The following is a 21579-nucleotide window of genomic DNA, read 5'->3' as shown; positions in this document are numbered from 1 at the left end:
AATAAGAAAAAGGCCGGTCTTCATGACCGGCCTTTTTATTTGAAGATGTTGCTTCCAAATTTTACCGGTAAAAATACAAAATTTTTCACTGTGGTGATTTCAGGCTCTGGTATTATGTAGTCATTACTATATATATGATCCATGACCAAATTTTCCGTACTCGATCTCGCGCCGATCACACTCGGCAGCACCGCAGCGCAAGCCATGCAGAACAGTGTTGAGCTTGCACAACATACCGAGAAACTCGGCTTCCGGCGTTACTGGCTGGCCGAGCATCATAATATGCCGGGCATTGCCAGTGCGGCGACAGCCGTGCTGATCGGCCATGTGGCCGGTGCCACAAAATCCATCCGTGTCGGGGCAGGCGGTATTATGCTGCCGAACCATTCGCCACTGGTGATTGCCGAACAATTCGGCACCTTGGCCTCGCTTTATCCGAACCGTATTGATTTGGGCTTAGGGCGTGCACCGGGCACGGATCAGGTGACATCCTATGCTTTGCGGCGCAATTCCAGTTCGGATGCGCAGTCCTTTCCGCAGGATGTGGTGGAGCTGGTGGGCTATTTCGGCGAGCCGACTACAGAACAACGTGTGCGTGCTTATCCGGGTTCGGGCCTGAATGTGCCGGTGTGGATTCTTGGCTCCAGCCTGTTTGGAGCACAGCTGGCGGCTATGCTTGGTCTGCCTTATGCTTTCGCTTCCCACTTTGCTCCGGGTGATCTCGATGATGCGATTGCGCTTTACCGCCATCGGTTTGAGCCGTCGCAATATCTCGATAAACCTTATGTGATGGCCGGATTTAACGTCTTTGCAGCCGATACGGATGCGGAAGCCCGTTTGTTGTTCACTTCCATCCAGCAGGCTTTTGTGAATTTGCGCACCGGCAATGCAGGGCAGTTGCCGCCGCCGGTCGAAGGCTATGAGGAAAATCTCGATCCGCGCTTTGTGCCGATTATCAAGGCCGCACTTGCCTGCTCTGCTGTGGGCAATAAAGAAACGATACGCCAGCAGATTGATGCTTTTGTTGCCCGCACTGATGTTGACGAGCTGATGATTACAGCGCAAATTTTTGACCATCAGGCGCGCCTGCATTCATTTGAATTGCTGGCGGAAGCAGTCGGACTGAAACCGGAATAAGAGCATGGTTGGATTGGCAGTACGTACCAGAGAAACAGGCGCAATGGCGACATTACAAGGGCAGGGACAGGGGCAAGAGAAGCCGCTGATCCGCTCGTTGACCGGCGGTGAACTGACATTGGAAAATACAGTCTCCGGTGCGGGTTTCAATGCGATTGATCTGCTTTATGCGTCTCTCTCGGCTTGTCTGGTGATGAGTGCACGCATAGCCGCGCGCAAGCTCGGTTTGATTGAGCGTATCAGCAGCTATGAGGTCAAAGTCAGCGGTGAGAAGACGGAGCATGAGCCGTATCGCATCACGCGGTTCACTGTGCAGTTTTTGATTGCCGGTGAACTGTTTGATGAAGAACGTCATGAACTGGCAGAAGCGGCTGAAGCCATGTGTACGGTCAGCAATACACTGAAGGCCAATGCTGATGTGGCTTTCACGGTCTCTGGATAAATTAAAAAAAGCCTGCCGCGATTATCACGGCAGGCTTTTTCATTGGGTGGAATATTGGCGATTAGCTATTGAGCTTCAGCCAGTCTGCCAGTGATTTTCGGCTGTTACCGTCACGGCCGGTAAAGCTCTCTGCAGCGCACATGGAATTGAGAATGGCTTCCTGTGTGGATTCTGTTGCTGCGCGGAACAGCTGGTCAATCTTGTCTTCATTCAGTGCCTGCATGGTCACCAGATCGGACTTCTGGTCGTGATCAATAGTGTTGCCGGTGGTGAAGCCGATAACAATATCACCACTGCCATGACCCCAGAATGCACCAAGACGTGCGATACCCGCACCGCAGCGACGAATGACGCGCTGTAACTGGCGGTGTTCCAGCGGAATGTCGGTCGCCATAATCATCATGATCGACCCTTTTTCAGGTTGATCGGGGAAATCCGGTGTCGGATGGCGGCCATCCGGCAGCGTCAGATCGCCTTTGCGACCGAAATTGGAAAGCACCAAAGTGCCCAGATGATAGTCTTTGCCATCCAGTTTGATGCGGCGGGATGAAGTGCCGATACCGCCTTTGAAGCCGAAGCAGGTCATGCCGGTGCCGGCACCGACATTGCCCTGTGCCACTGCACCGGTGGTTGCAGCATCGAGTGCCGCATAAGCGTGCTCTTCGGTAACGGCCATAGCCTGGATATCATTGAGCGGGCCGTCATTGCATTCGCCGACAACCGCATTGACGGTCGAGGTCGTGCGGCCGATATCGCTGTTCGCAGCAATCGCACGTTTGATAAGTGCATTCACGCAGGTGCCGGTGCTGAGTGTATTGGTCAGCAGGATCGGCGTTTCCAGCGAGCCAAGTTCGTTGACCTGCACAAGACCGGCGCTTTTGCCAAAACCATTGATGGATTCGGATGCTGCCAGAACCTTCTTGCGGAACATATTGCCGTCATGCGGCACAATCGCGGTTACACCGGTATTCACATTGCCTTCACGGATGGTGGTGTGGCCGACTTTAACGCCCGGAACATCGGTAATGGCATTATGCGCACCGGTCGGCATGATGCCGCAAACAATACCGAAATCGCGTGCTGAAGCAGACATGGGATACTCCTGTAAAATCCGTAAATGCAGGCTGATAAGATGCAGATAAAGCCAAGATTCTGTAGATAAAGAATGACAGCCCGACCGGTTTCCGGAGGGGCTGTCAGGGCATTATCATCAGGCATTAAAAAGAAACGTAGTATCACTTCTGCGGCGATACTGCCGTTTCAGTGTGGTGCTAATGCCCGACATATGATCAGTGCCAAGGAAATTAAACGGTCTTTTCCGGGGGAGGCCCAAAAGATCAGAACCGTTTACGGGGCGCTTGCGATCATGACGGTATCCGGCCAGAATTACGAAATTATGGCCGGATGAATTCAGTTTTATCGAAAAATTAAGCCGACAGTTTTTAGAAACACAGTTTTCAAAGAAAACCGGTTCTGTTTTTTAAACTGCTTTAGCAATCTCGATATATTTTTCCTGCAGGCTGCGGGTAATTGCACCCGGCTTGCCGTCTGCAATGACTGTGCCTGCAATTTTCACAACAGGGGTCACAAAACCGGAAGCACTGGTCTGGAATGCTTCTTTCGCTTTGAAGGCTTCTTCAAGCGTAAAGCGGCGTTCTTCAATCTTCAGGCTCTGTTCTTCAGCAATTTTAAGCATGGCCAGACGTGTGCAGCCCGGCAGAATTGCATTCGAATTCGGGCGCACAATCAGTGAGCCTTCTGCGGTGATGATGAATGCACTGGAGGACGCACCTTCAGTAATATAGCCGTCTTCCTGCATCCATGCGTCCTGACAACCATGCGCGGTTGCTTCCTGCTTGGCAAGTACCTGAGCCAGCAACATCACAGTTTTAATGTCGCGGCGCTGCCAGCGGATATCATCCACAACATGAATGGCAATACCGTTCTGCTGGGAGGCGGAACCGATCAGCTTTTTCACCTGTGTGAAAGCAACAAGTGTCGGTTTCATATCCGCGCTGTAAACGAAGTCACGATCCGCAGCGCCACGGGTGATCTGCATATAGACCACACCTTCAGTGAGATTGTTGCGCTTGATCAGCTCTTTCTGCATGGCGATGATGTCTTCGTCGCTCATCGGCGCCGGTACATCAATCATCTTCAGGGAACGGCCGAGACGTGCCATATGGGCATCATTGTCAACGAGCTTGCCATCGATAACTGCACTGACTTCATAAATCCCGTCTGCAAATACGAAACCGCGGTCAAAGACCGAGATCTTGGCTTCTTCTTCAGGGACATAGGCACCGTTTACATATACAATTCGGCTCACAACGCATTCCTTGGCGTTAAAATTTTATGGGAATCTGCTGAAACTGAAGCTATGAAAAAAAATCCGGCAGAGCCAATGCTTTGTTTTTTGGTTGTTATGCAAGATTTGCATATTCTGCATGACAGATATTCTGTCTGTGATAATGCGACATAAAATGCCGGAAAAGCGTGTTTCGGGGCGCAAAAAGAGCAATAACTTTTAATAGCGGTCAAGTCATAACCACGGGTTATCGGAACCGCTATTTTTTATGCTCTCGCTGGCACGGCCAGTTTGCCTAAGCTGATAAGCATAAGAGGAACTATGCCGGTTACAGGCTCTCAGCCTGTCCGGTTTATAAATATGTATGACGGGCTTTGTTTTATAACAATAAAAACAGAAACAAGCCGGACGGCATAAAGCGTCGGTCTGCAATCAGATAAAAGAACGCTGTGATCCGTTGAAATATCCTGTGCCGGTTGTGCAATGCTGCGGACAGGCATGGAGAATGCATAAGGGGAGAAACTGCGGGTGAAAACCAGTCAGAAAACGGTTATCCGGCTTGAAAAACTGCAAAAGCATTATGGCGCGCATATTGTTCTCAAAGAGATCGATCTGACTGTGACCTCCGGTGAGGTGCTGGCGATTATCGGGCCTTCCGGTTCGGGCAAAAGCACATTGCTGCGCTGCATCAATTATATCGAGCCGCCGGATGCCGGTATTGTCACGGTTGGTGATGTGACCCTGCAGGCCGAGAAAAAAGCCTCTGCCAAACAATTGCATGATCTGCGCCATTCAATCGGCATGGTGTTTCAGTCGTTTAATCTGTTTCCGCATATGAGTGTGCTGCGCAATGTCAGTCTGGCGCAGGAGCGTGTGCTTGGCCGCTCTAAAAAAGAGGCCGATGAGCGCTCGATGGATCTGCTGGAGAAAGTCGGTCTTGCCGACAAAGCGCAGCAATATCCGATGCGTTGTTCCGGTGGCCAACAACAGCGTATCGCCATCGCCCGCGCTCTGGCACTTGATCCGAAAGTGATGCTGTTTGACGAGCCGACCTCGGCGCTTGATCCCGAACTGGGGCTGGAAGTGCTGAGCGTCATGCGCAAACTGGCTGACAGCGGCATGACGATGATTGTCGTGACGCATGAGATGGGCTTTGCGGAGAATGTCTCTGACACGGTGATGGTAATGGCCGACGGCAATGTGATTGAAAGCGGGCCCAGCCGCGAAGTGATGCGCAATCCGCAGACGGAGCGGGCGCAGCGTTTCCTCAAAGCGGTGAATGAGCGTTAAATGCTGGCAGATTTCTCCTATATCATTCGCGGTTTGCCCTGGACTGTTGCGCTGACAGTCTCGGCTCTGGCTGTGGGTACGATACTCGGGCTGATCCTGATGTTGATGCGGCGCTCCAAGTTCTGGCCGCTGCGCCTGCTGGCAACCGCCTATATCAATCTGGTTCGCGGTATCCCGCCTCTGGTGTGGCTGTTTGTGATCTTTTTCGGTCTTGGCACCGGTTATATTACCATCAATCCGTTTATGGCGGCGCTGACCGGTTTCGGCATGATTGCCGGAGCCAATATGGCAGAGATTTTTCGTGGTGGCATGATGGCTGTCCATCACGGGCAGTTTGAAGCCGCAGAGGCGCTTAATCTCGGCCGTTATCATGCTTTCAAGGATGTGGTGGCACCACAAATGTTACGCGTATCGCTGCCTTCTGCCGCCAGCTATGCGATTGGCCTGCTTAAAGACAGTGCGATTGCCTCAGCCATTGGCGTGACAGAACTGGCCTATCAGGGCAGCCAGCTGTCGCAAATGACCTTCCGTGGCCTTGAGGTATTTGCCGTGGTGGCCTTGCTTTATATTCTTCTCAGCCTGCCGGTTGCATGGCTGTCACGGACTGCGGATATCTATCTGCGGGCGAAGGTGGCGCGATGATTGATTTTCCGATTGATGATGTCATTTCATGGATGCCGGAACTGCTTGATGGTCTGGCGCTGAGCGTCAAAGTCACGCTGGCCAGTCTGGCGATTGGCATTCCTTTTGGCTTGCTACTGGCGCTGGGTGTGCAGGCAAGGTCGAAATTCACGCGCGGGCTGTGTCTGGTGATTGTCGAAATCGGGCGCGGTGCTCCGGCTCTGATCCTGCTGCAATTCATCTATTTCGGATTGCCTAGTGCCGGTATCACGATGACATCGATTGTGGCGGCGATTGCGGCGCTGAGCTGGAACACCGGCGCTTATACCAGCGAGATTATCCGTGCAGGGCTTGAATCTGTGCCTGCAGGGCAGAAAGAAGCGGTGATGGCGCTGAATATGAGCCGGATTGACGGTTTGCGCTATGTGATCCTGCCGCAGGGATTACGGGTGGCTGTGCCTGCCTTGCTCGGTTTTTCGATCCTGATTTTTCAGGCAACATCTCTGTGTTTCACCATTGCCATGCCGGAACTGATAAGCCGTGCCTATGAAATCGGTTCGACGACCTTCCTGTATTTTCCGGCTCTGCTGGCGGCAGGTATTCTCTATGCAATGATCTGCATTCCGGCATCTATGCTGGTAAGCTGGGTTGAAAAACGTGCGGGACGTTTCTCGCGGTAAATATAACAATAAACATAAACAATATGGGGTAGTGATATGAAATTAATGGGAAAAATGATCGTCGCAGCATCGGTTCTTGCCGGTGCGACGGCACTGGCTGCAGTGCAGGCCAATGCACAGAGCTGCACACCGAAAAACAGTTTTAAAACAGTTGAAGAAGGTGTGCTGACCATCGCTGTTACCACTTATGCGCCTTATTCCTATCTCTCACCGGAAGGTGAAGCCAAAGGCGTTGACGGCGATATTGCCAATAAGATCGCCGAGATGGAATGTCTGAAAGTTAAGGCTGTGGCCGTGGATACCGCTGCCGGTATTCAATATGTGCTGTCAGGCAAGGCCGATATCACCACCGGTGACTGGTATCGCACGGCAGAACGCGCCAAGGTGATGAACCTGTCATGGCCGCTCTATAATGACCAGATGGGTATTTATACCAAGGAAGGTTTTGAAGAGGTCAAGGATATTGAGGGCAAAAGCGTTGGCACCGTGCAGGGTTATCTCTGGGTTGCTGACCTAAAGAAGCTGCTCGGCAGCAATCTCAAACTCTATCCGAATTCCGTGAGCATGCAGCAGGATCTGGCTGCCGGACGTATTGCTGTTGGTATTGACGGTTATTCTACCGGTGTTGTCGCCAAGAAAGCCGGAGCCATGCCGGATATTGAAGTGAAGGTTGCCAAGAGTGATGATCGTGTGAAAGCCACGACTGAGGCCGGACAGGGCAGCTTTCCTTATTCCAAGAAAAATCCTGAACTTGGTGCGGCGCTTGATGCCAATATCAAGGCCTTGCATGAAGATGGTACAATCAAATCTATTCTGACTGCCAATGGTATGGAAGCTTCAGCCGGTGATGTCGGCGAGCCACGTCTGATTGACTAAAAATAATAAAAGACCGGATTAATTTTAGTCCGGTCTCTCTTTTGCAGGAAGAAAGCTCATGGCGCTGGATCATTATTATACGCTTGGTCGCTCAGGTTTGCGGGTTAGCCGGATGGCGCTCGGCACCATGACTTTCGGCAATGCAGCTATTCGCGGGATCGGCGGCAGCTGGGGCAGTGCCGATGAGATATCAGGCGCGATATTTGATCATTATACCGATATGGGCGGCAATTTTATTGATACTGCCAATTCCTATGGTGCAGGTGCCAGTGAAAGCCTGATCGGGCAGTTTATGCGCGAGAAAGGTAATCGTGAACGGCTGGTGCTGGCGACCAAATACAGCAACAGTCTTGAACCCGGCAATCCCAATGCAGGCGGTAACAGCCGCAAGGCCATGATGCGGGCGGTTGAAGATTCCCTGCGCCGTTTGGGAACCGATTATATCGACCTCTATATGGTGCATACATGGGATCGCATAACGCCTGCGGAAGAGGTGGTGCGCACGCTGGATGATCTGGTGCGGGCGGGTAAAATCCGTTACGGCGGGCTGTCTGATGTGCCGGCATGGTATGCTGCGCGGGCGCAGACATGGGCGGAATGCCATGCGCTGACACCACTGATAGGTCTGCAACTGCCATATTCACTTACTGAACGGAATATCGAACAGGAATTTGTGCCGCTGGCGCAAAATATGGGTTTGGGTATTACTGTCTGGAGCCCGTTATCCATGGGGCTGCTTTCAGGGAAATACCGCGTTGAGGGTGATCGCTGGGCAGGAGAAGGTCGTCTGACTACAGATGCATCCGGCAAAGGCATGGGGCTGTTTACGGCGCGCAATCACGCCATTCTCTCGGCCTTGCAGGATGTGGCAGCAGAGCTTGAGCGTCCAATGGCACAGGTGGCTTTGAGCTGGGTGCTGAACCGCCCGTCTGTTGCATCACTGATTATCGGTGCGAGTAAACTGGCACAGTTGCAGGATAATATTGCGGCCTTTGAATTGCAGATACCTGCGGAACTGAGCGCAAGACTGGATGCCGCAAGTGCTCTGCCTTCACCGCAGCCTTATGCTTTATTTGATGCGGATTATCAGGCAGGGGTGCTGAACACCGGTGCATCGGTTGGTGATAAGCCTGCTTCTTACGCGCCGCCACAATGGATGCCGAAGGTGGATGATTTCACCTATGGTAAGGGCTGATTTTTATTATACGGAGAGTGGTATGTAATGCCGCTTTCATTAAATTTATATCTTAAGATATTTAAATAAAATTATGAATTATCATAATTAATTTAGTTTATTTCACTTGGTGTGATACGCAAAATCACTGCGTTTTATATATGAGATTTTTATATCTCTCCTTCTTTCCCTCTCTCGAACCACTATGCGTTTTGGCGCCATAGTTCCGCCTGATTTCGGCTCGTCGCGCTTAGCGCTGCTGCCGGAAGCAGCTGCTGCACTTGCACCGGCTGAAATTCAGGAGTTTGAAAAATGGATGTCATCATGATTGCCGCAGGCGCCGGATTTATCGGTTTGTCTTATTTCTACGCCCTTGTTTGTGACCGGCTGTGAGGGCGCGTCATGTGGTTTGATTATGTTCTCGGCGGCTCGGTAGCCGCATTGCTCAGCCTCTATCTGCTTTATGCACTGGCACGACCTGAGCGCTTTTAAAACTGTTTTAGAAACGGAAAGTATTTTCCAATGACTTTCAACGGAATATTGCAGATTGCGATCCTGTTCGGGCTCACAATTCTGCTGGTGAAACCGGTTGGCGGGTATCTGACCCGCGTGTTCACCGGAGAACGAACCTTCCTCTCGCCAGTGATCGCACCGGTTGAACGCGGCCTCTACAGACTGGCCGGAACCCATGAAAAAGAAGAGCAGCACTGGACAGTCTATGCGGCGTCGCTACTGATGTTCAGCATTGCCGGTTTTGTGGCGCTCTATCTGTTGCAGCGCCTGCAAGGGGCATTGCCATATAATCCTGCGGGTATGCAGGCTGTGGAGCCGACATCTGCTTTCAATACAGCAATCAGCTTTATGACCAATACCAACTGGCAGGGCTATGGCGGTGAAAGTACGATGAGCTATTTCACCCAGATGGCCGGTATCACAGTACAGAACTTTGTCTCTGCCGCAGTGGGTATCGCTGGTGCTATGGCGATTACCCGTGGTTTTGCCCGTTCTTCAAGCAATACAATCGGCAATTTCTGGGTCGATCTGACCCGCGCCACGCTCTATGTGCTGCTGCCGATCTGCATTATCGGCACGCTTGTGCTGGTCTGGCAGGGTGTGCCGCAAAACCTCAATGCCTATACGCTTGCAACCACGCTGGAAGGTGCACAGCAGACTATTGCACAAGGGCCTGTGGCATCGCAGATGATTATCAAACATCTGGGCACCAATGGCGGCGGCTTCTTCAATGCTAACTCAGCGCATCCGTTTGAAAATCCGACTGCACTGACTAACCTTATCCATCTGCTGTCGATTTTCGTTATCTCTACTGCCATGACCAATGTGTTCGGCCGTATGGTCGGCAATCAACGTCAGGGCTGGGTGCTGTTCGCGGTCTTCGGTGTGCTGGTGGTGCTGGGAACATCGGTACTCTATTGGGCAGAATCCGGTGGTAATCCGCTGATGCAGGCTCTGGGCGTTGTCGGCGGCAATATGGAAGGCAAAGAAGCGCGCTTCGGCATTGCATTGTCTGCCTTGTTCTCCGAAGTGACCACAGCCGCCTCTACCGGCGCGGTCAATAATATGCATGACAGCCTGATGCCGCTCGGTGGTTTGGTACCGCTGTTCAATATGCAGATCCCTAATCTCGGCGGTATTGGTGCCGGTATCTACGGCATGTTGCTGTTCTTCATTCTGGCGATCTTCATTGCCGGTCTGATGGTTGGCCGCACACCGGAATATCTGGGCAAGAAAATCGAGGCCAAAGAGGTCAAGATGAGCCTGCTAGCCACGCTCGGACCATCACTTGCCATTCTCGGTTTTGCTGCATTGGCTGTGGTTTTGTCGCAAGGGTTGTCGAGCATTCAGGATGCAGGGCCACACGGCTTCAGCGAAGTGCTCTACGCTTACTCTTCCGGTGCCAACAATAACGGCAGTGCCTTTGCCGGTCTCAATGCCAATACGCCTTTCTACAATCTCACCATCGGTTTTGCGATGCTGATGGGGCGTTTTCTCCTCATTGTGCCGGTGCTGGCGATTGCCGGTTCATTAGCCGCCAAGAAAACCGTTCCTGCCTCTGCCGGTACATTGCCGACCACAGGCCCTCTGTTTGTTGGTCTGGTGTTTGGCGTGACGATGATTGTCGGCGGTCTGACTTTCTTTCCGGCCTTGGCGCTGGGGCCGGTTGTCGAGCATTTCGCAATGCTCTCCGGTCAGCTGTTTTAAAGGTGCATGATGGCGAAGAATTCTTTTCTGATGAAGCAATTATTCTGCTCCAAAACTGCACAGAAGCAAAATCTGCGCGGCACGGACAAGGATGATTGTCCCAAACTCACCAGTATCATGCTGATCCTTGTGCTGGCGATGCTGGCCGGTGTTTTCCTCGTGAAGGCGCTGACCTGAGTTTAAGTTAAAACATTAACTTATCACTCTACATCAATGAAAATTCTATGCAGTTTTAAAATAACTTGCATAAAATAAAGATGGAGGGCTCTCATGAGCCAGTCAAAATCTTCCAGTATTCTGGATGCCAAAATCCTGCTGCCTGCGATAGGCGGCGCTTTTCGCAAACTCGACCCGCGGGTGCTGGCGAAAAATCCGGTGATGTTTGTCGTTGCCGTTGTCACCGTGCTGACAACCGTGCTGTTTATCAAAGATATGGCAAGCGGCGGAGCGGATCTGGGCTTCTCGTTCCAGATCATTCTGTGGCTATGGTTTACTATTCTGTTCGCCAATTTTGCCGAAGCGGTGGCTGAAGGGCGCGGTAAAGCGCAGGCGGAATCTCTGCGCCGTACCCGTACCGAAACCGAAGCAAAATTGCTGAGTGGTGACAGCAAAACCAATTACACTATCGTTGCAGGCAACAGCCTAAAAGTCGGTGATATTGTGCTGGTGGAAGCCGGAGATATTATTCCGTCCGATGGTGAGGTGATTGAAGGTGTGGCCTCGGTCAATGAGGCGGCGATTACCGGTGAATCCGCTCCGGTAATCCGTGAATCCGGCGGTGACCGTTCGGCGGTGACCGGCGGCACGCAAGTGCTGTCCGACTGGATACGCGTGCGCATTACCGCCGCTGCCGGATCGACCTTTATTGACCGGATGATCTCATTGGTAGAAGGCGCAGAACGCCAGAAGACACCAAATGAGATTGCGCTGAACATTCTGCTTGCCGGTATGACCCTGATCTTCGTGCTTGCTGTTGTGACCATTCCGAGCTTTGCCACTTATGCGGGCGGTTCCGTGCCGGTGATTGTGCTGGTGGCTTTGTTCGTTACGCTGATCCCGACCACAATCGGCGCTTTGCTCTCAGCCATTGGTATTGCCGGTATGGATCGCTTGGTGCGGTTCAATGTGCTGGCAATGTCCGGCCGTGCGGTGGAAGCTGCCGGTGACGTGGATACGCTGCTCTTGGATAAAACCGGGACGATTACGCTTGGTAACCGTCAGGCTACAGAGTTCCGTCCGGTCACAGGTGTCAGCGAACAGCAACTGGCCGATGCGGCACAGCTCGCCTCACTTGCCGATGAGACACCGGAAGGCCGCTCCATCGTTGTGCTGGCTAAAGAGAAATACGGCATCCGTGCCCGTGATATGGCAAGCCTGCACGCAAGCTTTGTGCCTTTTACCGCACAAAGCCGGATGAGCGGCGTGGACGTGGATGGCAGTATCATCCGTAAAGGCGCGGTGGATGCAGTGCTGAAATATGTTGAGGCGGAAGGCAGCAAAGCTTCTACACCTGCCCAGCTACAGGAAATCCAGTCAATTGCCGCGCAGATTGCCAAGGCGGGCGGTACACCGCTGGCTGTGGTCAAAGACGGGCAGCTGATGGGCGTTGTCTCGCTGAAGGATATTGTCAAAGGCGGTATCCGTGAGCGTTTTGCAGAACTGCGCCGCATGGGTATCCGCACGGTGATGATTACCGGTGATAATCCGATGACTGCTGCCGCGATTGCCGCAGAAGCGGGCGTGGATGATTTTCTGGCGCAGGCAACACCGGAGAACAAGCTGTCGCTGATCCGTGAGGAGCAGGCTAAGGGCAAGCTGGTGGCAATGTGCGGTGACGGTACCAATGATGCGCCGGCGCTGGCACAGGCTGATGTGGGCGTGGCGATGAATACCGGTACAGTAGCTGCGCGTGAAGCAGGGAATATGGTCGACCTCGATAGTGATCCGACCAAGCTGATCGAGATCGTGGAAATCGGCAAGCAATTGCTGATGACACGCGGTGCGCTGACAACCTTCTCGATTGCCAATGATATTGCCAAATATTTCGCGATTATTCCGGCAATGTTCCTCGCTTTCTACCCGCAACTCGGGGTGCTGAATATTATGGGGCTGCATAGTCCGCAGAGTGCCATTCTCTCGGCCATCATCTTCAATGCGTTAATTATCGTGGCGCTGATCCCGCTGTCACTGCGCGGGGTTAAATATCAGGCGGTTGGTGCGGGCGCACTGCTGAGCCGCAATCTGATGATCTACGGTCTTGGCGGGATTATCGTGCCTTTCGTGGCGATCAAGCTGATTGATATGGCGATTACCGCTTTGGCTCTGGTGTAAGGAATAGACACATGTTGAAACAATTACGTCCTGCTGTGGTGATGATTGTCAGTCTGACTGTGATTACCGGTATTGCCTATCCGCTGGCTATGACCAGCGTGGCGCAGACCCTGTTTCCTTCTCAGGCTAATGGTAGTCTCATTGTGAAGGATAATAAGGTGATCGGTTCATCACTGATCGGCCAGCAATTCACTTCTGATCGTTATTTCCACGGTCGCCCGAGTGCTGCAGGTGATGGTTATAATGCTGCATCCTCCGGCGGTTCCAATCTTGCGCCAACCAGCGCTGCGTTACTGGATCGCGTAAAGGCCGATGTGGCCAAGCTGCAGGCAGAGAATCCAAATCAGCCTGTGCCTGTTGATCTGGTGACAGCATCCGGCAGCGGACTTGATCCGCATATCACGCCGGAAGCGGCTTTGTTCCAGATACCGCGCATTGCCAAGGCACGCGGGCTGGATGAGGCCAAACTCAAGACACTGGTGGATGCTCAGATACAGGAGCGTTTGCTGGGTGTGCTGGGCGAGCCGGTTGTGAATGTGCTTGCGCTTAATCTCGCACTGGATCAGGTTAAATAAGACAGAACATGCAGAGTCCGGATCATAATTGATGAATGATGACAGTCAGCTGCAGGAAAGCATGCGCAATGGTGACAACAGACCGTCGCCGGATGCGCTGCTCGCCAAAGCCGAACAGGAAACACGCGGCCGCCTCAAGATTTTTCTCGGGGCGGCTCCGGGCGTTGGTAAAACCTATGAAATGCTGATGTCCGGCCGTAGTCTTTTGGCTGACGGCGAGGATGTGGTGATCGGGGTTGTCGAAACCCACGGGCGTCAGGAAACACAGGCGCTGACTGAAGGCTATGAGATTATTCCCCGTGCACGTGTCGATTATAAAGGCCATGTACTTGAGGAGATGGATCTCGACGCTGTGCTGGCGCGTCGCCCCAAGCTGGTGCTTGTGGATGAACTGGCGCATACCAATGCTCCGGGCAGCAGGCACCCCAAGCGCTATCTCGATGTTGAAGAACTGCTTGCCAACGGGATTGATGTTTATACCACGCTGAATATCCAGCATGTCGAGAGCCTCAATGATGTGGTGGCGCAGATCACCCGTATCCGCGTGCGCGAAACCGTGCCGGATAGTATTATCGACCGCGCCGATGATATTGAGATCGTTGATATTACACCGGAAGACCTGATTAAACGCCTGAAAGAAGGCAAGGTCTATCTGCCCAAGACGGCGAAACGCGCCACACAGAATTACTTCTCGGCCGGTAATCTCACAGCATTGCGCGAACTTGCTCTGCGGCGCACGGCGCAACGTGTGGACGATCAGCTACTCAGCCATATGCAGGCTAATGCCATTTCTGGCCCTTGGTCGGCGGGTGAACGTGTGCTTGTTTGCATTGATGAACAGCCGCATGGTGCGGCACTGATCCGCTATGCCCGCAGACAGGCCGACCGGCTGCGTACGCCGTGGACAGCGCTCTATGTGGAGACATCCCGCGCGGCAACGCTCTCGGAAGAAGAGAAAGACCGTATTGCCGCCACCTCACGGCTGGCAGAGCAGCTCGGCGGTGAAATTATTACGCTGACCGGCCATGATGTGGCACAAGACATTATCAATTATGCCTTGGCGCATAATTTCAGCCATATTGTTATCGGTAAGCCGAATAAATCGCGTCTGCGTGAAATGTTTGAAGGGTCAGTCTCGCACGACCTGATCCGTAAGGCCGGTAATCTCAGTATCCATATTATTTCCGGTACGCAGCAGGAGGCTGCGCCGGTGCGTCAGGTGGCAACCGCTGAGGAAAAAGCATTTTCGCTACGGCCTTATCTGCTGAGCCTTGGCTATATCGCGATTGCGCTGGTTGTTGGCACTTTGCTCGATCATGTGCTGGATGTGCGCAATATCGCGCTGGTATTTCTGATGGCGGTGCTGGCGACGGCTGTGGCCTCCGGTCTGCGGCCTGCCTTGTTTGCCTCGCTGGTCAGTGCGCTTGTTTTCAATTTCTTCTTCCTGCCACCACTCTACACATTGCATATTGCAGGGCCGGAGAGTGTGATTGCACTGGCATTCTTCATTTGTGTGGCGCTGGTCGCCAGTAATCTGACAGCGCGTGTGCAGCGGCAGGCTTCCGCGGCGCGTAACCGTGCCAGAACAATGGAAGGGCTCTATCAGTTCAGTAAAAAGCTGGCGGGTGCAGGAACGCTGGAAGATGTGCTCTGGGCAACGGTTTATCAGATTGCAGCGCTGCTCAAAGTGCGTGTGGTGGTGCTGTTGCCGGATGAAGGTACAGCCAATACGTCTATTTCCGTGCGTGCCGGTTATCCGCCGGATGATACGCTGGCCGATGCAGATATTGCTGCTGCCCGCTGGGCGTGGGAGCATGACCATCCTGCAGGACGTGGGGCAGACACTTTACCCGGTGCCAAGCGTCTTTATCTGCCGTTGCGTGCAGTCGGTAATACAATTGGTGTGGTCGGGCTGGATGATGACCGGCAAGGGCCTATCCTCACGCCGGAGCAGCAACGGTTGTTTGATGCACTGGCAGAGCAGGCGGCACTGGCGATTGCGCGTATCCAACTGGTGGATGATCTGGATCGCGCGCAGCTTGCTGTTGAGGCAGACCGGTTGCGCTCGGCGTTGCTGACCTCGATCTCTCATGACTTGAAAACGCCGCTCGCTGCCATTCTTGGCGCTGCAGACACATTGAAGAGCTATTCCGGCTCTCTGCCCGATACTGACCGTGCTGAATTGCTGACCACCGTGGTGGATGAGTCCGAGCGGCTCAACCGCTTTATCGCCAATTTGCTGGATATGACACGGATTGAATCAGGTGCCATGCAGCCGAATAAATCGCTGCATTATCTGGGCGACATTGTGGGCAGTGCTTTGAAACGTGCCGCGAAAATTCTGCAACATCACCGTGTTGAAACCGATATTGCCGCTGATCTGCCGATGCTGAAACTTGATCCGGTTTTGTTTGAGCAGGTGTTGTTCAACTTGCTGGACAACGCCGCTAAATACGCACCGGAAGGCAGTCTGGTTTATATTCAGGGGCAGACGGAGCAAGGCGATATTGTATTGCGCATCAGTGATGAGGGCGCGGGCATACCGGCGGGTGATGAATTGCGGATTTTCAACAGTTTCTACCGTGTGCGCAAAACCGATCAGGTGCGTGCCGGTACAGGGCTGGGGCTGGCAATCTGCAAGGGCTTTACAGAGGCGATGGGCGGCACCATTACAGCTGCCAATCGCAGCGATCATGGCGGTCGCAGTGGTGCTGTTTTTACAATCCGATTACCGCTCAGCAGCTGCGCTGAAATGATGAGCGGAACAGAAGAGGGATTATCTCCCCGATGACACAGAATATTGTCAAAATCCTTGTGGTGGATGATGAGCCGCCAATCCGTAAACTTTTGCGCGTAGGGCTGGGGACGGAAGGTTTTTTGATCCTTGAGGCACCATCAGCGGCCATCGCCCGAGAGATTATGCGCGATGACCGGCCTGATCTGGTGCTGCTGGATCTCGGCCTGCCGGATATGTCGGGGCATGATCTTCTGACGCTGTGGCGCTCGGAACTGATTGATCTGCCTGTGATTATTCTTTCAAGCCGCACAGATGAAAACGGAATCGTTAAAGCGCTTGAGCTTGGTGCTGATGATTATGTGACCAAGCCGTTTGGTATGAAAGAACTGGCAGCACGAATCCGCGTGGCACTGCGCCATAAATTGCAGGAGCAGGGCGAAAAGCCGGTCTTCCAAACCGGCGAGCTGTCGGTTGATCTGGTGAAGCGTATCGTACGGCTCAAAGGGCAGGAGATTAAGCTCTCGCCGAAAGAATATGATATTTTGCGGATCATGGTGCAGCACGCAGGCAAGGTGCTGACTCATAGCTTCATTCTCAATCAGATTTGGGGCGGCATGAGTGATGTGCAATATCTGCGCGTTTATGTGCGCCAGTTGCGTCAAAAACTCGAAGATTCGCCCGATCAGCCGTTTTATATTCTGACAGAGACAGGTGTCGGCTACCGGCTACGCGAACCGGACGTTTAAATGTGACGGATTCGCCGGATATTTTACAAAGTCTCTGGCGAAACGTATTTTATACGCGTCGAAAAACTTTGAGTAATAGAATTAAGATAGTTTTGATTGGGTGATTTATGCAGATTGAAACTCTTAAAGAAGAGTGGCTCCCCGGGCCGGATTCGAACCAGCGACCAACCGGTTAACAGCCGGTTGCTCTACCGCTGAGCTACCGAGGAATAGTTGCTCTGCATTTGCAATGACAGCCGTATAGCAACGCAAAATGCTCTTGCCAAGCCCTAATTTTGATATTGTACAGGAAAAAAGCAGATTTATGACAGGGAGTATTGTTTTCCAGTTTGAAAGACAGCGACCATCATCTGAAAATGATAAAAATCATTTATTTCAAATAATTAGATGATGCGTGAAAACGAGCGCTACTATACGCAGTACAGGCATTTCTGATTTTAGCTTTTGGAAATTTTATGCACGCTCTTTATGAGAAAAGAGTGGCTCCCCGGGCCGGATTCGAACCAGCGACCAACCGGTTAACAGCCGGTTGCTCTACCGCTGAGCTACCGAGGAACAGGTGCTCTTGCTTTCAGCGATTTGGCGTATAGCAAAAGCATTTTGGTTTTGCCAAGCCCTTTTTCGCTTTTCAATCAACTTTTTAGCGGAACTGTGGATGAGACGTGCATTTCAGGTGTTAAAATCTGAAATATCGCAGTTTAAAGACGCTGCTTTGAGTGTTTCCAACATCTTAGAGTTGCTGGCGCTGTGCATTGCACGCAACAAACTGCGGAATCAGGAGTAATGATTATGCGTTCTGATTCCTGATGCTCAGTGGAAGAGCATTGCATAATCACATTCACAGCAGTCGTAATTTTCAGAAAAATGCAGCTTTGGCGGAAGTGGTATTTTTTTGAACAAAAGGGCACTTATATAAGGGGCATATAAACAGAGAGAGTGCAGGCAGGACAGACAGATTGCTGAAACCGGATGCTGATATAAATAATGCTGCAGAACAGCAGAGCACTGAAAGCGGGGAGGCGGCTACGCAGCACCGGATCAGATTGTTTGGGAAACATTTGCCGCTCCCGCAGTCTGTCTGGCTCAGGCGAATCCTCGGTGGCGGGCTTATCGTTGGTGGCGTATTTAGCTTTTTACCGGTGCTCGGCGTTTGGATGCTTCCGCTCGGGCTGATTATCCTTTCCCGTGATTCCAGCCGAATAAGACGGATCAGGCGCAAGTCTGAGGTTGGTTTGCTGCGTCGCTGGCGTGAATACAGGGCGCGCAAGAAAGCAGAGAAGGCGGAGCAGAAGGAGTGACCGGCTTTTCCTGAGTGATTATTGTATGTGCTGTGAATAAAATTCCGGCTATCTGCATTATTTTGATAGGAAATTTAAAATTTCGCGGAAAGCATGGCGGGGGTACTTGACGAGTCATGCGGCTTAACCTATTCAGCACTCAACCACATACGGATGGCCTCGTGGCGGAGTGGTTACGCAGAGGACTGCAAATCCTTGCACCCCGGTTCGATTCCGGGCGAGGCCTCCATCCAAAATCTAAGCATTTGTTATATATGATTTATTTTGCTTAAATCCCTCACTAGCCAACTAGGTGAGGGCAAAGTGCGTAGATAATCTCTAAATTTCTATCATGAAAAACAATGAAATTAAAAAGCCAGCTAGAGAATTAGCTGGCATTTATGGTTGTAAAATTCCGTTTTTAATCGGCTTGTTTTTTATTTTTTCTTCTTGAGCGGGTGAGAGCGATTTCACTCTCAATCTGGTCTGCAACTCGTCTGGAGTTTTTAATGCCCAGGCGAACTCTGTCTGCGCCTTTGGTGTAGAGTTCTGCCTGTTTAACATTAGACCAACCATATTGTGCCATTAGCTCATGTGTGGCTGCACCGGCTTCTGCAGATAGAGTTGCTGAAAGTTTGCGCAACCCGTGTGCGCTTTTCTTGATGCCGGCATCATTACATCTGTCTCTGAACCAGTTTCCAAAACTGGCAACTTCAAATGCATTACCAGATTCACTGATGAGGAATGTGTTGATGCCGGTTTCAGTAACGGAAATTACGTCTAGCAACGCCTTAGGAAACTCCACTGTTATCTGGGAACCGGTTTTTTGAGTTTTAATGCTGAAAATATTGCCGCGCATGTGCTGGCGGCCAGCTCGTACAACGTCAGATCGACGCAATCCGGTATGAAGTAGTAGCTCAACAGCAAGGCGGGCTTTGGTGCCTACTGGCCATTTATCATAGAACTGTAGCAGATCCTCCATTGTCCAGGGTGCGAAGCCCACGGGTTTGTACTTCAATGGTAATACGCCTGCAGTTGGGTCAATGGTCACGTAATCATTTTGGAGCGCCCAACTGAACAAGCCTCGCATTGCTTTCAGGAAGTGATTAGCTTGGGCAGGTGTATCAGCTCGTGCTTCAAGAGCCATAACCAACGAGCGGCGGTCAATTGCTGTGTAGCGGGTATTATTGGAGCGTTTTATTGCCTCAATAAAAATGTTCTCTCGTTGGCGCTGTGTTGCAATCGAAAATGCTCTCCAGGTGGAGCTTTCGCGATAACGGTCAATAAGCCATCGCAAGCTGTAGGGCTGGGCAGGAATACCACGCGGGGCTTCTTCGATTTTATAGCCCATTACAGCCTGCTTGTAGCCTTCTTTGAATTCCCGTGAGTTCACATCATCGGGCAGGCGCACGCGTAAACCTTTCCCGATCCTGTAAAAATATTTCACTTTGCCGTGGCGGCTCACTTCACGCACAACATGAGGTGGGAGTTTGCGTCTCAGTTTGGTCATTACAGCCGCACTATATTTTTATGTTCAATCAAATGAGGATAGGTATCTGTGAGTGGTGCAGGTTGCACTGATAAAGAGCCATCAGCTTCTAGGCGCACGCTCACGCCCTGTTCTTTGGCAATGATCGCTGCACTGCGGATTTGCGCGCGGGTGTAGCGCATTTTCTCTCTTTCGGCTTTGTGATCCATGCTTATTTACCTCCTTGCGCCAAGGTTGCGCGGCCTGCTGGCGTTACTCGGTCGAGCAGGTAGCAGCCCGACACATTCTCAAGCCAAATGACTGCTGAATGGCCGCTCAATACCTTTGCCGTGCTGCGTGTCTTTGTCGGGAACAATTCGTCGTGGCCGTCCTTTTTCAAAAGCATGGCTGTTCCGACTGGATAGGAGGCATTGAATTTGTCACAAATGGCCTGCAGCTTGTCCGCTTTCGCCTGCTGTCTTTTTGTCAGTTTCATTTGCCTGCCTCCAATAGTGCTGCATGGCCTGTGAATAGCTGGGAGAGAGCTGTTTTTGCGGCCTTATAAACGGACAAAATCAAATATTTGTAGCAAGATTGGCGGTGATGAATCGCGCGGGAACGCGATCCATCACCTCTCATTCCTTCATGGAAACAGCACAAAGGAACGGTCTGAATGAATAGAAATCTTGAATATGAAATCTGAAGTTTGGGAACGCGCCAGCCGCGACCAACCTCCTCAGGTGGAGTTGGTGCTGGTGTAGGTCCGCGCCAGCCAGCGACACGGCCTAGCGCGCCGAAGCCCGGAAAGTAGGAACTATGGAAGACAGACTTGAGAATATCCGTTTCAACGTTCTCAGAAATGCGCTGTATCACACGGCCAGACGTTTGCGTTTTGAGCGCTTGAATAGATTTATGAATTTCGCAGTAGTCTTGCTGGGTGCGGCTGCTTTCAGTGAGATATTCTCCGGTCTGTCTATTCCGCAATCCTGGATCGGTGCGGCCGTTGCTATAATAGCTGCGGCTCAGCTGGTCTTCGATCTCGGTGGTATGGCTAGGACACATCAACAATTGCAACGTGATTATTACAACCTGCTGGCGGATATTGAAGTTACGCTCAATCCAGATGAGCAGCAATGTGCTCATTGGTATAGTAATATGGTTCGCATTACGGGAGATGAGCCTCCGACGATGTGTGCGATTGATACTAAGGCTTACAATGATGCGCATGCCGCGATGGAATTGCCCGCAGATGATCGTTTGGTCATTCCCTTTTGGCATTTGGTGTTTAAAAATTGGAACTCCTTTGAAGGGCATACGTACCAAAAGGCGAGTGAAATCAATCGTTGAGCGTGGTGCTACATGATTAACCTTGGCGACATTCAGCAGTGCTTGCAGATCTACAGTCTGCAGCGTAATGCGCTTCGTACAGCAGACACTGGATAGCAGGAGCTTGTAGCTGTGTATGAGCTTTGCCTGTTCCTTTGTCATGGCTGCACTAACTCAAACAGGTCGTTGGGCTGGCAATTTAATAGTTGGCACAGTGTAGCCATCTGCTTGTAAGAAATGGATTTGGATTTGCCGTTTATGAGCAAGGAGACATTTGGCTCGGTGATATTGAGCAGTGGTGCCAATTGGCGGCCGCGGATGCCTGCTTCAGCCATACGTGTTTTAATATTGACCTTAATTTGCATACAAGT

Annotated in this window: 23 protein-coding genes and 3 tRNA genes; 18 read left to right on the top strand and 8 right to left on the bottom strand. The window is 51.8% G+C overall.

Annotated features, from left to right (window positions below; all coding sequences use genetic code 11):
- Positions 1-141 precede the first annotated feature (141 nt).
- The gene (locus KHQ09_RS10065) at positions 142-1137 is read left to right on the top strand and encodes an LLM class flavin-dependent oxidoreductase (RefSeq protein ID WP_213598056.1); all 996 of its coding nucleotides are present in this window, start codon (positions 142-144) and stop codon (positions 1135-1137) included.
- A 4-nt stretch (positions 1138-1141) separates the two neighbouring features.
- Positions 1142-1579, top strand: coding sequence for an OsmC family protein (locus KHQ09_RS10060; protein WP_213598054.1), 438 nt, complete (start codon positions 1142-1144; stop codon positions 1577-1579).
- A gap of 61 nt (positions 1580-1640) precedes the next feature.
- Here KHQ09_RS10060 and KHQ09_RS10055 read toward each other — a convergent pair whose 3' ends face one another.
- Both KHQ09_RS10055 and KHQ09_RS10050 read right to left on the bottom strand, forming a co-directional pair.
- Positions 1641-2672: a DmpA family aminopeptidase gene (locus tag KHQ09_RS10055; RefSeq protein ID WP_213598052.1), complete on the bottom strand. Its 1032-nt coding sequence runs from the start codon at positions 2670-2672 to the stop codon at positions 1641-1643.
- 387 nt (positions 2673-3059) lie between these two features.
- Positions 3060-3908 carry a D-amino-acid transaminase gene (locus KHQ09_RS10050; RefSeq protein WP_116087367.1) on the bottom strand — a complete coding sequence of 283 codons (849 nt, stop codon included), beginning with the start codon at positions 3906-3908 and terminating at the stop codon, positions 3060-3062.
- A 501-nt stretch (positions 3909-4409) separates the two neighbouring features.
- Here KHQ09_RS10050 and KHQ09_RS10045 point away from each other — a divergent pair.
- The 12 genes from KHQ09_RS10045 to KHQ09_RS09990 all read left to right on the top strand — a co-directional run bounded on the left by KHQ09_RS10045 (position 4410) and on the right by KHQ09_RS09990 (position 17137).
- Complete coding sequence (locus KHQ09_RS10045; protein ID WP_420801475.1) at positions 4410-5177, top strand: amino acid ABC transporter ATP-binding protein; 768 nt, start codon at positions 4410-4412, stop codon at positions 5175-5177.
- Positions 5178-5819 (top strand): amino acid ABC transporter permease, encoded by a 642-nt coding sequence (locus tag KHQ09_RS10040; protein WP_213598048.1) that lies wholly within the window; start codon positions 5178-5180, stop codon positions 5817-5819.
- On the top strand, positions 5816-6478 hold the full coding sequence (locus KHQ09_RS10035) for an amino acid ABC transporter permease (RefSeq protein ID WP_238481610.1): 663 nt from the start codon (positions 5816-5818) through the stop codon (positions 6476-6478). The genes KHQ09_RS10040 and KHQ09_RS10035 overlap by 4 nt, the downstream gene beginning before the upstream one ends.
- 36 nt (positions 6479-6514) lie before the next feature.
- The gene (locus KHQ09_RS10030) at positions 6515-7354 is read left to right on the top strand and encodes a substrate-binding periplasmic protein (RefSeq protein WP_238481609.1); all 840 of its coding nucleotides are present in this window, start codon (positions 6515-6517) and stop codon (positions 7352-7354) included.
- 58 nt (positions 7355-7412) lie between these two features.
- A complete protein-coding gene (locus tag KHQ09_RS10025; RefSeq protein WP_213598044.1) occupies positions 7413-8549 on the top strand; it encodes an aldo/keto reductase in 1137 nt (378 codons plus the stop codon).
- Positions 8550-8930: 381 nt separating this feature from the next.
- Positions 8931-9020, top strand: a complete 90-nt coding sequence (locus KHQ09_RS10020; RefSeq protein ID WP_022711895.1) for a potassium-transporting ATPase subunit F — start codon at positions 8931-8933, stop codon at positions 9018-9020.
- A 30-nt stretch (positions 9021-9050) separates the two neighbouring features.
- On the top strand, positions 9051-10748 hold the full coding sequence (kdpA, locus tag KHQ09_RS10015; RefSeq protein WP_213598042.1) for a potassium-transporting ATPase subunit KdpA: 1698 nt from the start codon (positions 9051-9053) through the stop codon (positions 10746-10748).
- Positions 10749-10754: 6 nt separating this feature from the next.
- The gene (locus tag KHQ09_RS10010) at positions 10755-10925 is read left to right on the top strand and encodes a hypothetical protein (protein ID WP_213656852.1); all 171 of its coding nucleotides are present in this window, start codon (positions 10755-10757) and stop codon (positions 10923-10925) included.
- 93 nt (positions 10926-11018) lie between these two features.
- Positions 11019-13079, top strand: coding sequence for a potassium-transporting ATPase subunit KdpB (gene kdpB / locus KHQ09_RS10005; protein ID WP_213598038.1), 2061 nt, complete (start codon positions 11019-11021; stop codon positions 13077-13079).
- An 11-nt stretch (positions 13080-13090) separates the two neighbouring features.
- Entirely contained in the window at positions 13091-13654 is a 564-nt protein-coding gene (gene kdpC / locus KHQ09_RS10000; protein ID WP_213598036.1) for a potassium-transporting ATPase subunit KdpC, read from the top strand.
- Between the two features lie 31 nt (positions 13655-13685).
- Positions 13686-16445 (top strand): sensor histidine kinase, encoded by a 2760-nt coding sequence (locus tag KHQ09_RS09995; protein WP_213598033.1) that lies wholly within the window; start codon positions 13686-13688, stop codon positions 16443-16445.
- Positions 16442-17137, top strand: a complete 696-nt coding sequence (locus KHQ09_RS09990) for a response regulator transcription factor (protein WP_213598031.1) — start codon at positions 16442-16444, stop codon at positions 17135-17137. The genes KHQ09_RS09995 and KHQ09_RS09990 overlap by 4 nt, the downstream gene beginning before the upstream one ends.
- Before the next feature lie 134 nt (positions 17138-17271).
- On the opposite strand, the gene KHQ09_RS09985 is transcribed toward KHQ09_RS09990, so the two are convergent.
- Both KHQ09_RS09985 and KHQ09_RS09980 read right to left on the bottom strand, forming a co-directional pair.
- A tRNA-Asn gene (locus tag KHQ09_RS09985) sits at positions 17272-17346 on the bottom strand.
- Positions 17347-17617: 271 nt separating this feature from the next.
- Positions 17618-17692, bottom strand: a tRNA-Asn gene (locus tag KHQ09_RS09980).
- A 10-nt stretch (positions 17693-17702) separates the two neighbouring features.
- On the opposite strand from KHQ09_RS09980, the gene KHQ09_RS09975 reads away from it, so the two are divergent.
- The 3 genes from KHQ09_RS09975 (at position 17703) to KHQ09_RS09965 (ending at position 18664) form a co-directional block, all read left to right on the top strand.
- A complete protein-coding gene (locus KHQ09_RS09975) occupies positions 17703-17921 on the top strand; it encodes a hypothetical protein (RefSeq protein WP_213598029.1) in 219 nt (72 codons plus the stop codon).
- A 253-nt stretch (positions 17922-18174) separates the two neighbouring features.
- Positions 18175-18435, top strand: coding sequence for a hypothetical protein (locus KHQ09_RS09970; protein WP_116087900.1), 261 nt, complete (start codon positions 18175-18177; stop codon positions 18433-18435).
- Positions 18436-18590: 155 nt separating this feature from the next.
- Positions 18591-18664: transfer RNA gene (locus tag KHQ09_RS09965), tRNA-Cys, on the top strand.
- 171 nt (positions 18665-18835) lie between these two features.
- On the opposite strand, the gene KHQ09_RS09960 is transcribed toward KHQ09_RS09965, so the two are convergent.
- From KHQ09_RS09960 to KHQ09_RS09950, 3 genes are read right to left on the bottom strand one after another with little or no spacing between them, the layout of a single operon-like run.
- Positions 18836-19924, bottom strand: a complete 1089-nt coding sequence (locus tag KHQ09_RS09960) for a tyrosine-type recombinase/integrase (RefSeq protein ID WP_213598027.1) — start codon at positions 19922-19924, stop codon at positions 18836-18838.
- A complete protein-coding gene (locus tag KHQ09_RS09955; RefSeq protein WP_075655016.1) occupies positions 19924-20112 on the bottom strand; it encodes a hypothetical protein in 189 nt (62 codons plus the stop codon). Before KHQ09_RS09955 ends, KHQ09_RS09960 begins: the two co-directional genes overlap by 1 nt.
- A gap of 2 nt (positions 20113-20114) precedes the next feature.
- On the bottom strand, positions 20115-20378 hold the full coding sequence (locus tag KHQ09_RS09950; RefSeq protein WP_213598025.1) for a hypothetical protein: 264 nt from the start codon (positions 20376-20378) through the stop codon (positions 20115-20117).
- A gap of 320 nt (positions 20379-20698) precedes the next feature.
- Here KHQ09_RS09950 and KHQ09_RS09945 point away from each other — a divergent pair, with 320 nt between their 5' ends.
- The gene (locus tag KHQ09_RS09945; RefSeq protein ID WP_213598023.1) at positions 20699-21229 is read left to right on the top strand and encodes a hypothetical protein; all 531 of its coding nucleotides are present in this window, start codon (positions 20699-20701) and stop codon (positions 21227-21229) included.
- A 137-nt stretch (positions 21230-21366) separates the two neighbouring features.
- On the opposite strand, the gene KHQ09_RS09940 is transcribed toward KHQ09_RS09945, so the two are convergent.
- Entirely contained in the window at positions 21367-21573 is a 207-nt protein-coding gene (locus KHQ09_RS09940; protein WP_213598021.1) for a helix-turn-helix domain-containing protein, read from the bottom strand.
- Positions 21574-21579 lie beyond the last annotated feature (6 nt).

This window comes from Pseudochrobactrum algeriensis (assembly GCF_018436245.1).
Taxonomy (GTDB): Bacteria; Pseudomonadota; Alphaproteobacteria; order Rhizobiales; family Rhizobiaceae; genus Pseudochrobactrum; species Pseudochrobactrum saccharolyticum.
Note: the sequence above shows the minus strand (reverse complement) of the source record. Positions and strands in the feature narration are given on the sequence as shown.

Bases quoted from the DNA above. Each gene is read 5' to 3' on its own strand.
- KHQ09_RS10065 (WP_213598056.1), top strand. From the start codon at position 142: ATGACCAAATTTTCCGTACTCGATCTCGCGCCGATCACACTCGGCAGC.
- KHQ09_RS10060 (WP_213598054.1), top strand. From the start codon at position 1,142: ATGGTTGGATTGGCAGTACGTACCAGAGAAACAGGCGCAATGGCGACA.
- KHQ09_RS10055 (WP_213598052.1), bottom strand. From the start codon at position 2,672: ATGTCTGCTTCAGCACGCGATTTCGGTATTGTTTGCGGCATCATGCCG.
- KHQ09_RS10040 (WP_213598048.1), top strand. From the start codon at position 5,178: ATGCTGGCAGATTTCTCCTATATCATTCGCGGTTTGCCCTGGACTGTT.
- KHQ09_RS10035 (WP_238481610.1), top strand. From the start codon at position 5,816: ATGATTGATTTTCCGATTGATGATGTCATTTCATGGATGCCGGAACTG.
- KHQ09_RS10030 (WP_238481609.1), top strand. From the start codon at position 6,515: ATGAAATTAATGGGAAAAATGATCGTCGCAGCATCGGTTCTTGCCGGT.
- KHQ09_RS10025 (WP_213598044.1), top strand. From the start codon at position 7,413: ATGGCGCTGGATCATTATTATACGCTTGGTCGCTCAGGTTTGCGGGTT.
- KHQ09_RS10020 (WP_022711895.1), top strand. From the start codon at position 8,931: ATGTGGTTTGATTATGTTCTCGGCGGCTCGGTAGCCGCATTGCTCAGC.
- kdpA (WP_213598042.1), top strand. From the start codon at position 9,051: ATGACTTTCAACGGAATATTGCAGATTGCGATCCTGTTCGGGCTCACA.
- KHQ09_RS10010 (WP_213656852.1), top strand. From the start codon at position 10,755: ATGATGGCGAAGAATTCTTTTCTGATGAAGCAATTATTCTGCTCCAAA.
- kdpB (WP_213598038.1), top strand. From the start codon at position 11,019: ATGAGCCAGTCAAAATCTTCCAGTATTCTGGATGCCAAAATCCTGCTG.
- kdpC (WP_213598036.1), top strand. From the start codon at position 13,091: ATGTTGAAACAATTACGTCCTGCTGTGGTGATGATTGTCAGTCTGACT.
- KHQ09_RS09995 (WP_213598033.1), top strand. From the start codon at position 13,686: ATGAATGATGACAGTCAGCTGCAGGAAAGCATGCGCAATGGTGACAAC.
- KHQ09_RS09990 (WP_213598031.1), top strand. From the start codon at position 16,442: ATGACACAGAATATTGTCAAAATCCTTGTGGTGGATGATGAGCCGCCA.
- KHQ09_RS09960 (WP_213598027.1), bottom strand. From the start codon at position 19,924: ATGACCAAACTGAGACGCAAACTCCCACCTCATGTTGTGCGTGAAGTG.
- KHQ09_RS09955 (WP_075655016.1), bottom strand. From the start codon at position 20,112: ATGGATCACAAAGCCGAAAGAGAGAAAATGCGCTACACCCGCGCGCAA.
- KHQ09_RS09950 (WP_213598025.1), bottom strand. From the start codon at position 20,378: ATGAAACTGACAAAAAGACAGCAGGCGAAAGCGGACAAGCTGCAGGCC.
- KHQ09_RS09945 (WP_213598023.1), top strand. From the start codon at position 20,699: ATGGAAGACAGACTTGAGAATATCCGTTTCAACGTTCTCAGAAATGCG.
- KHQ09_RS09940 (WP_213598021.1), bottom strand. From the start codon at position 21,573: ATGCAAATTAAGGTCAATATTAAAACACGTATGGCTGAAGCAGGCATC.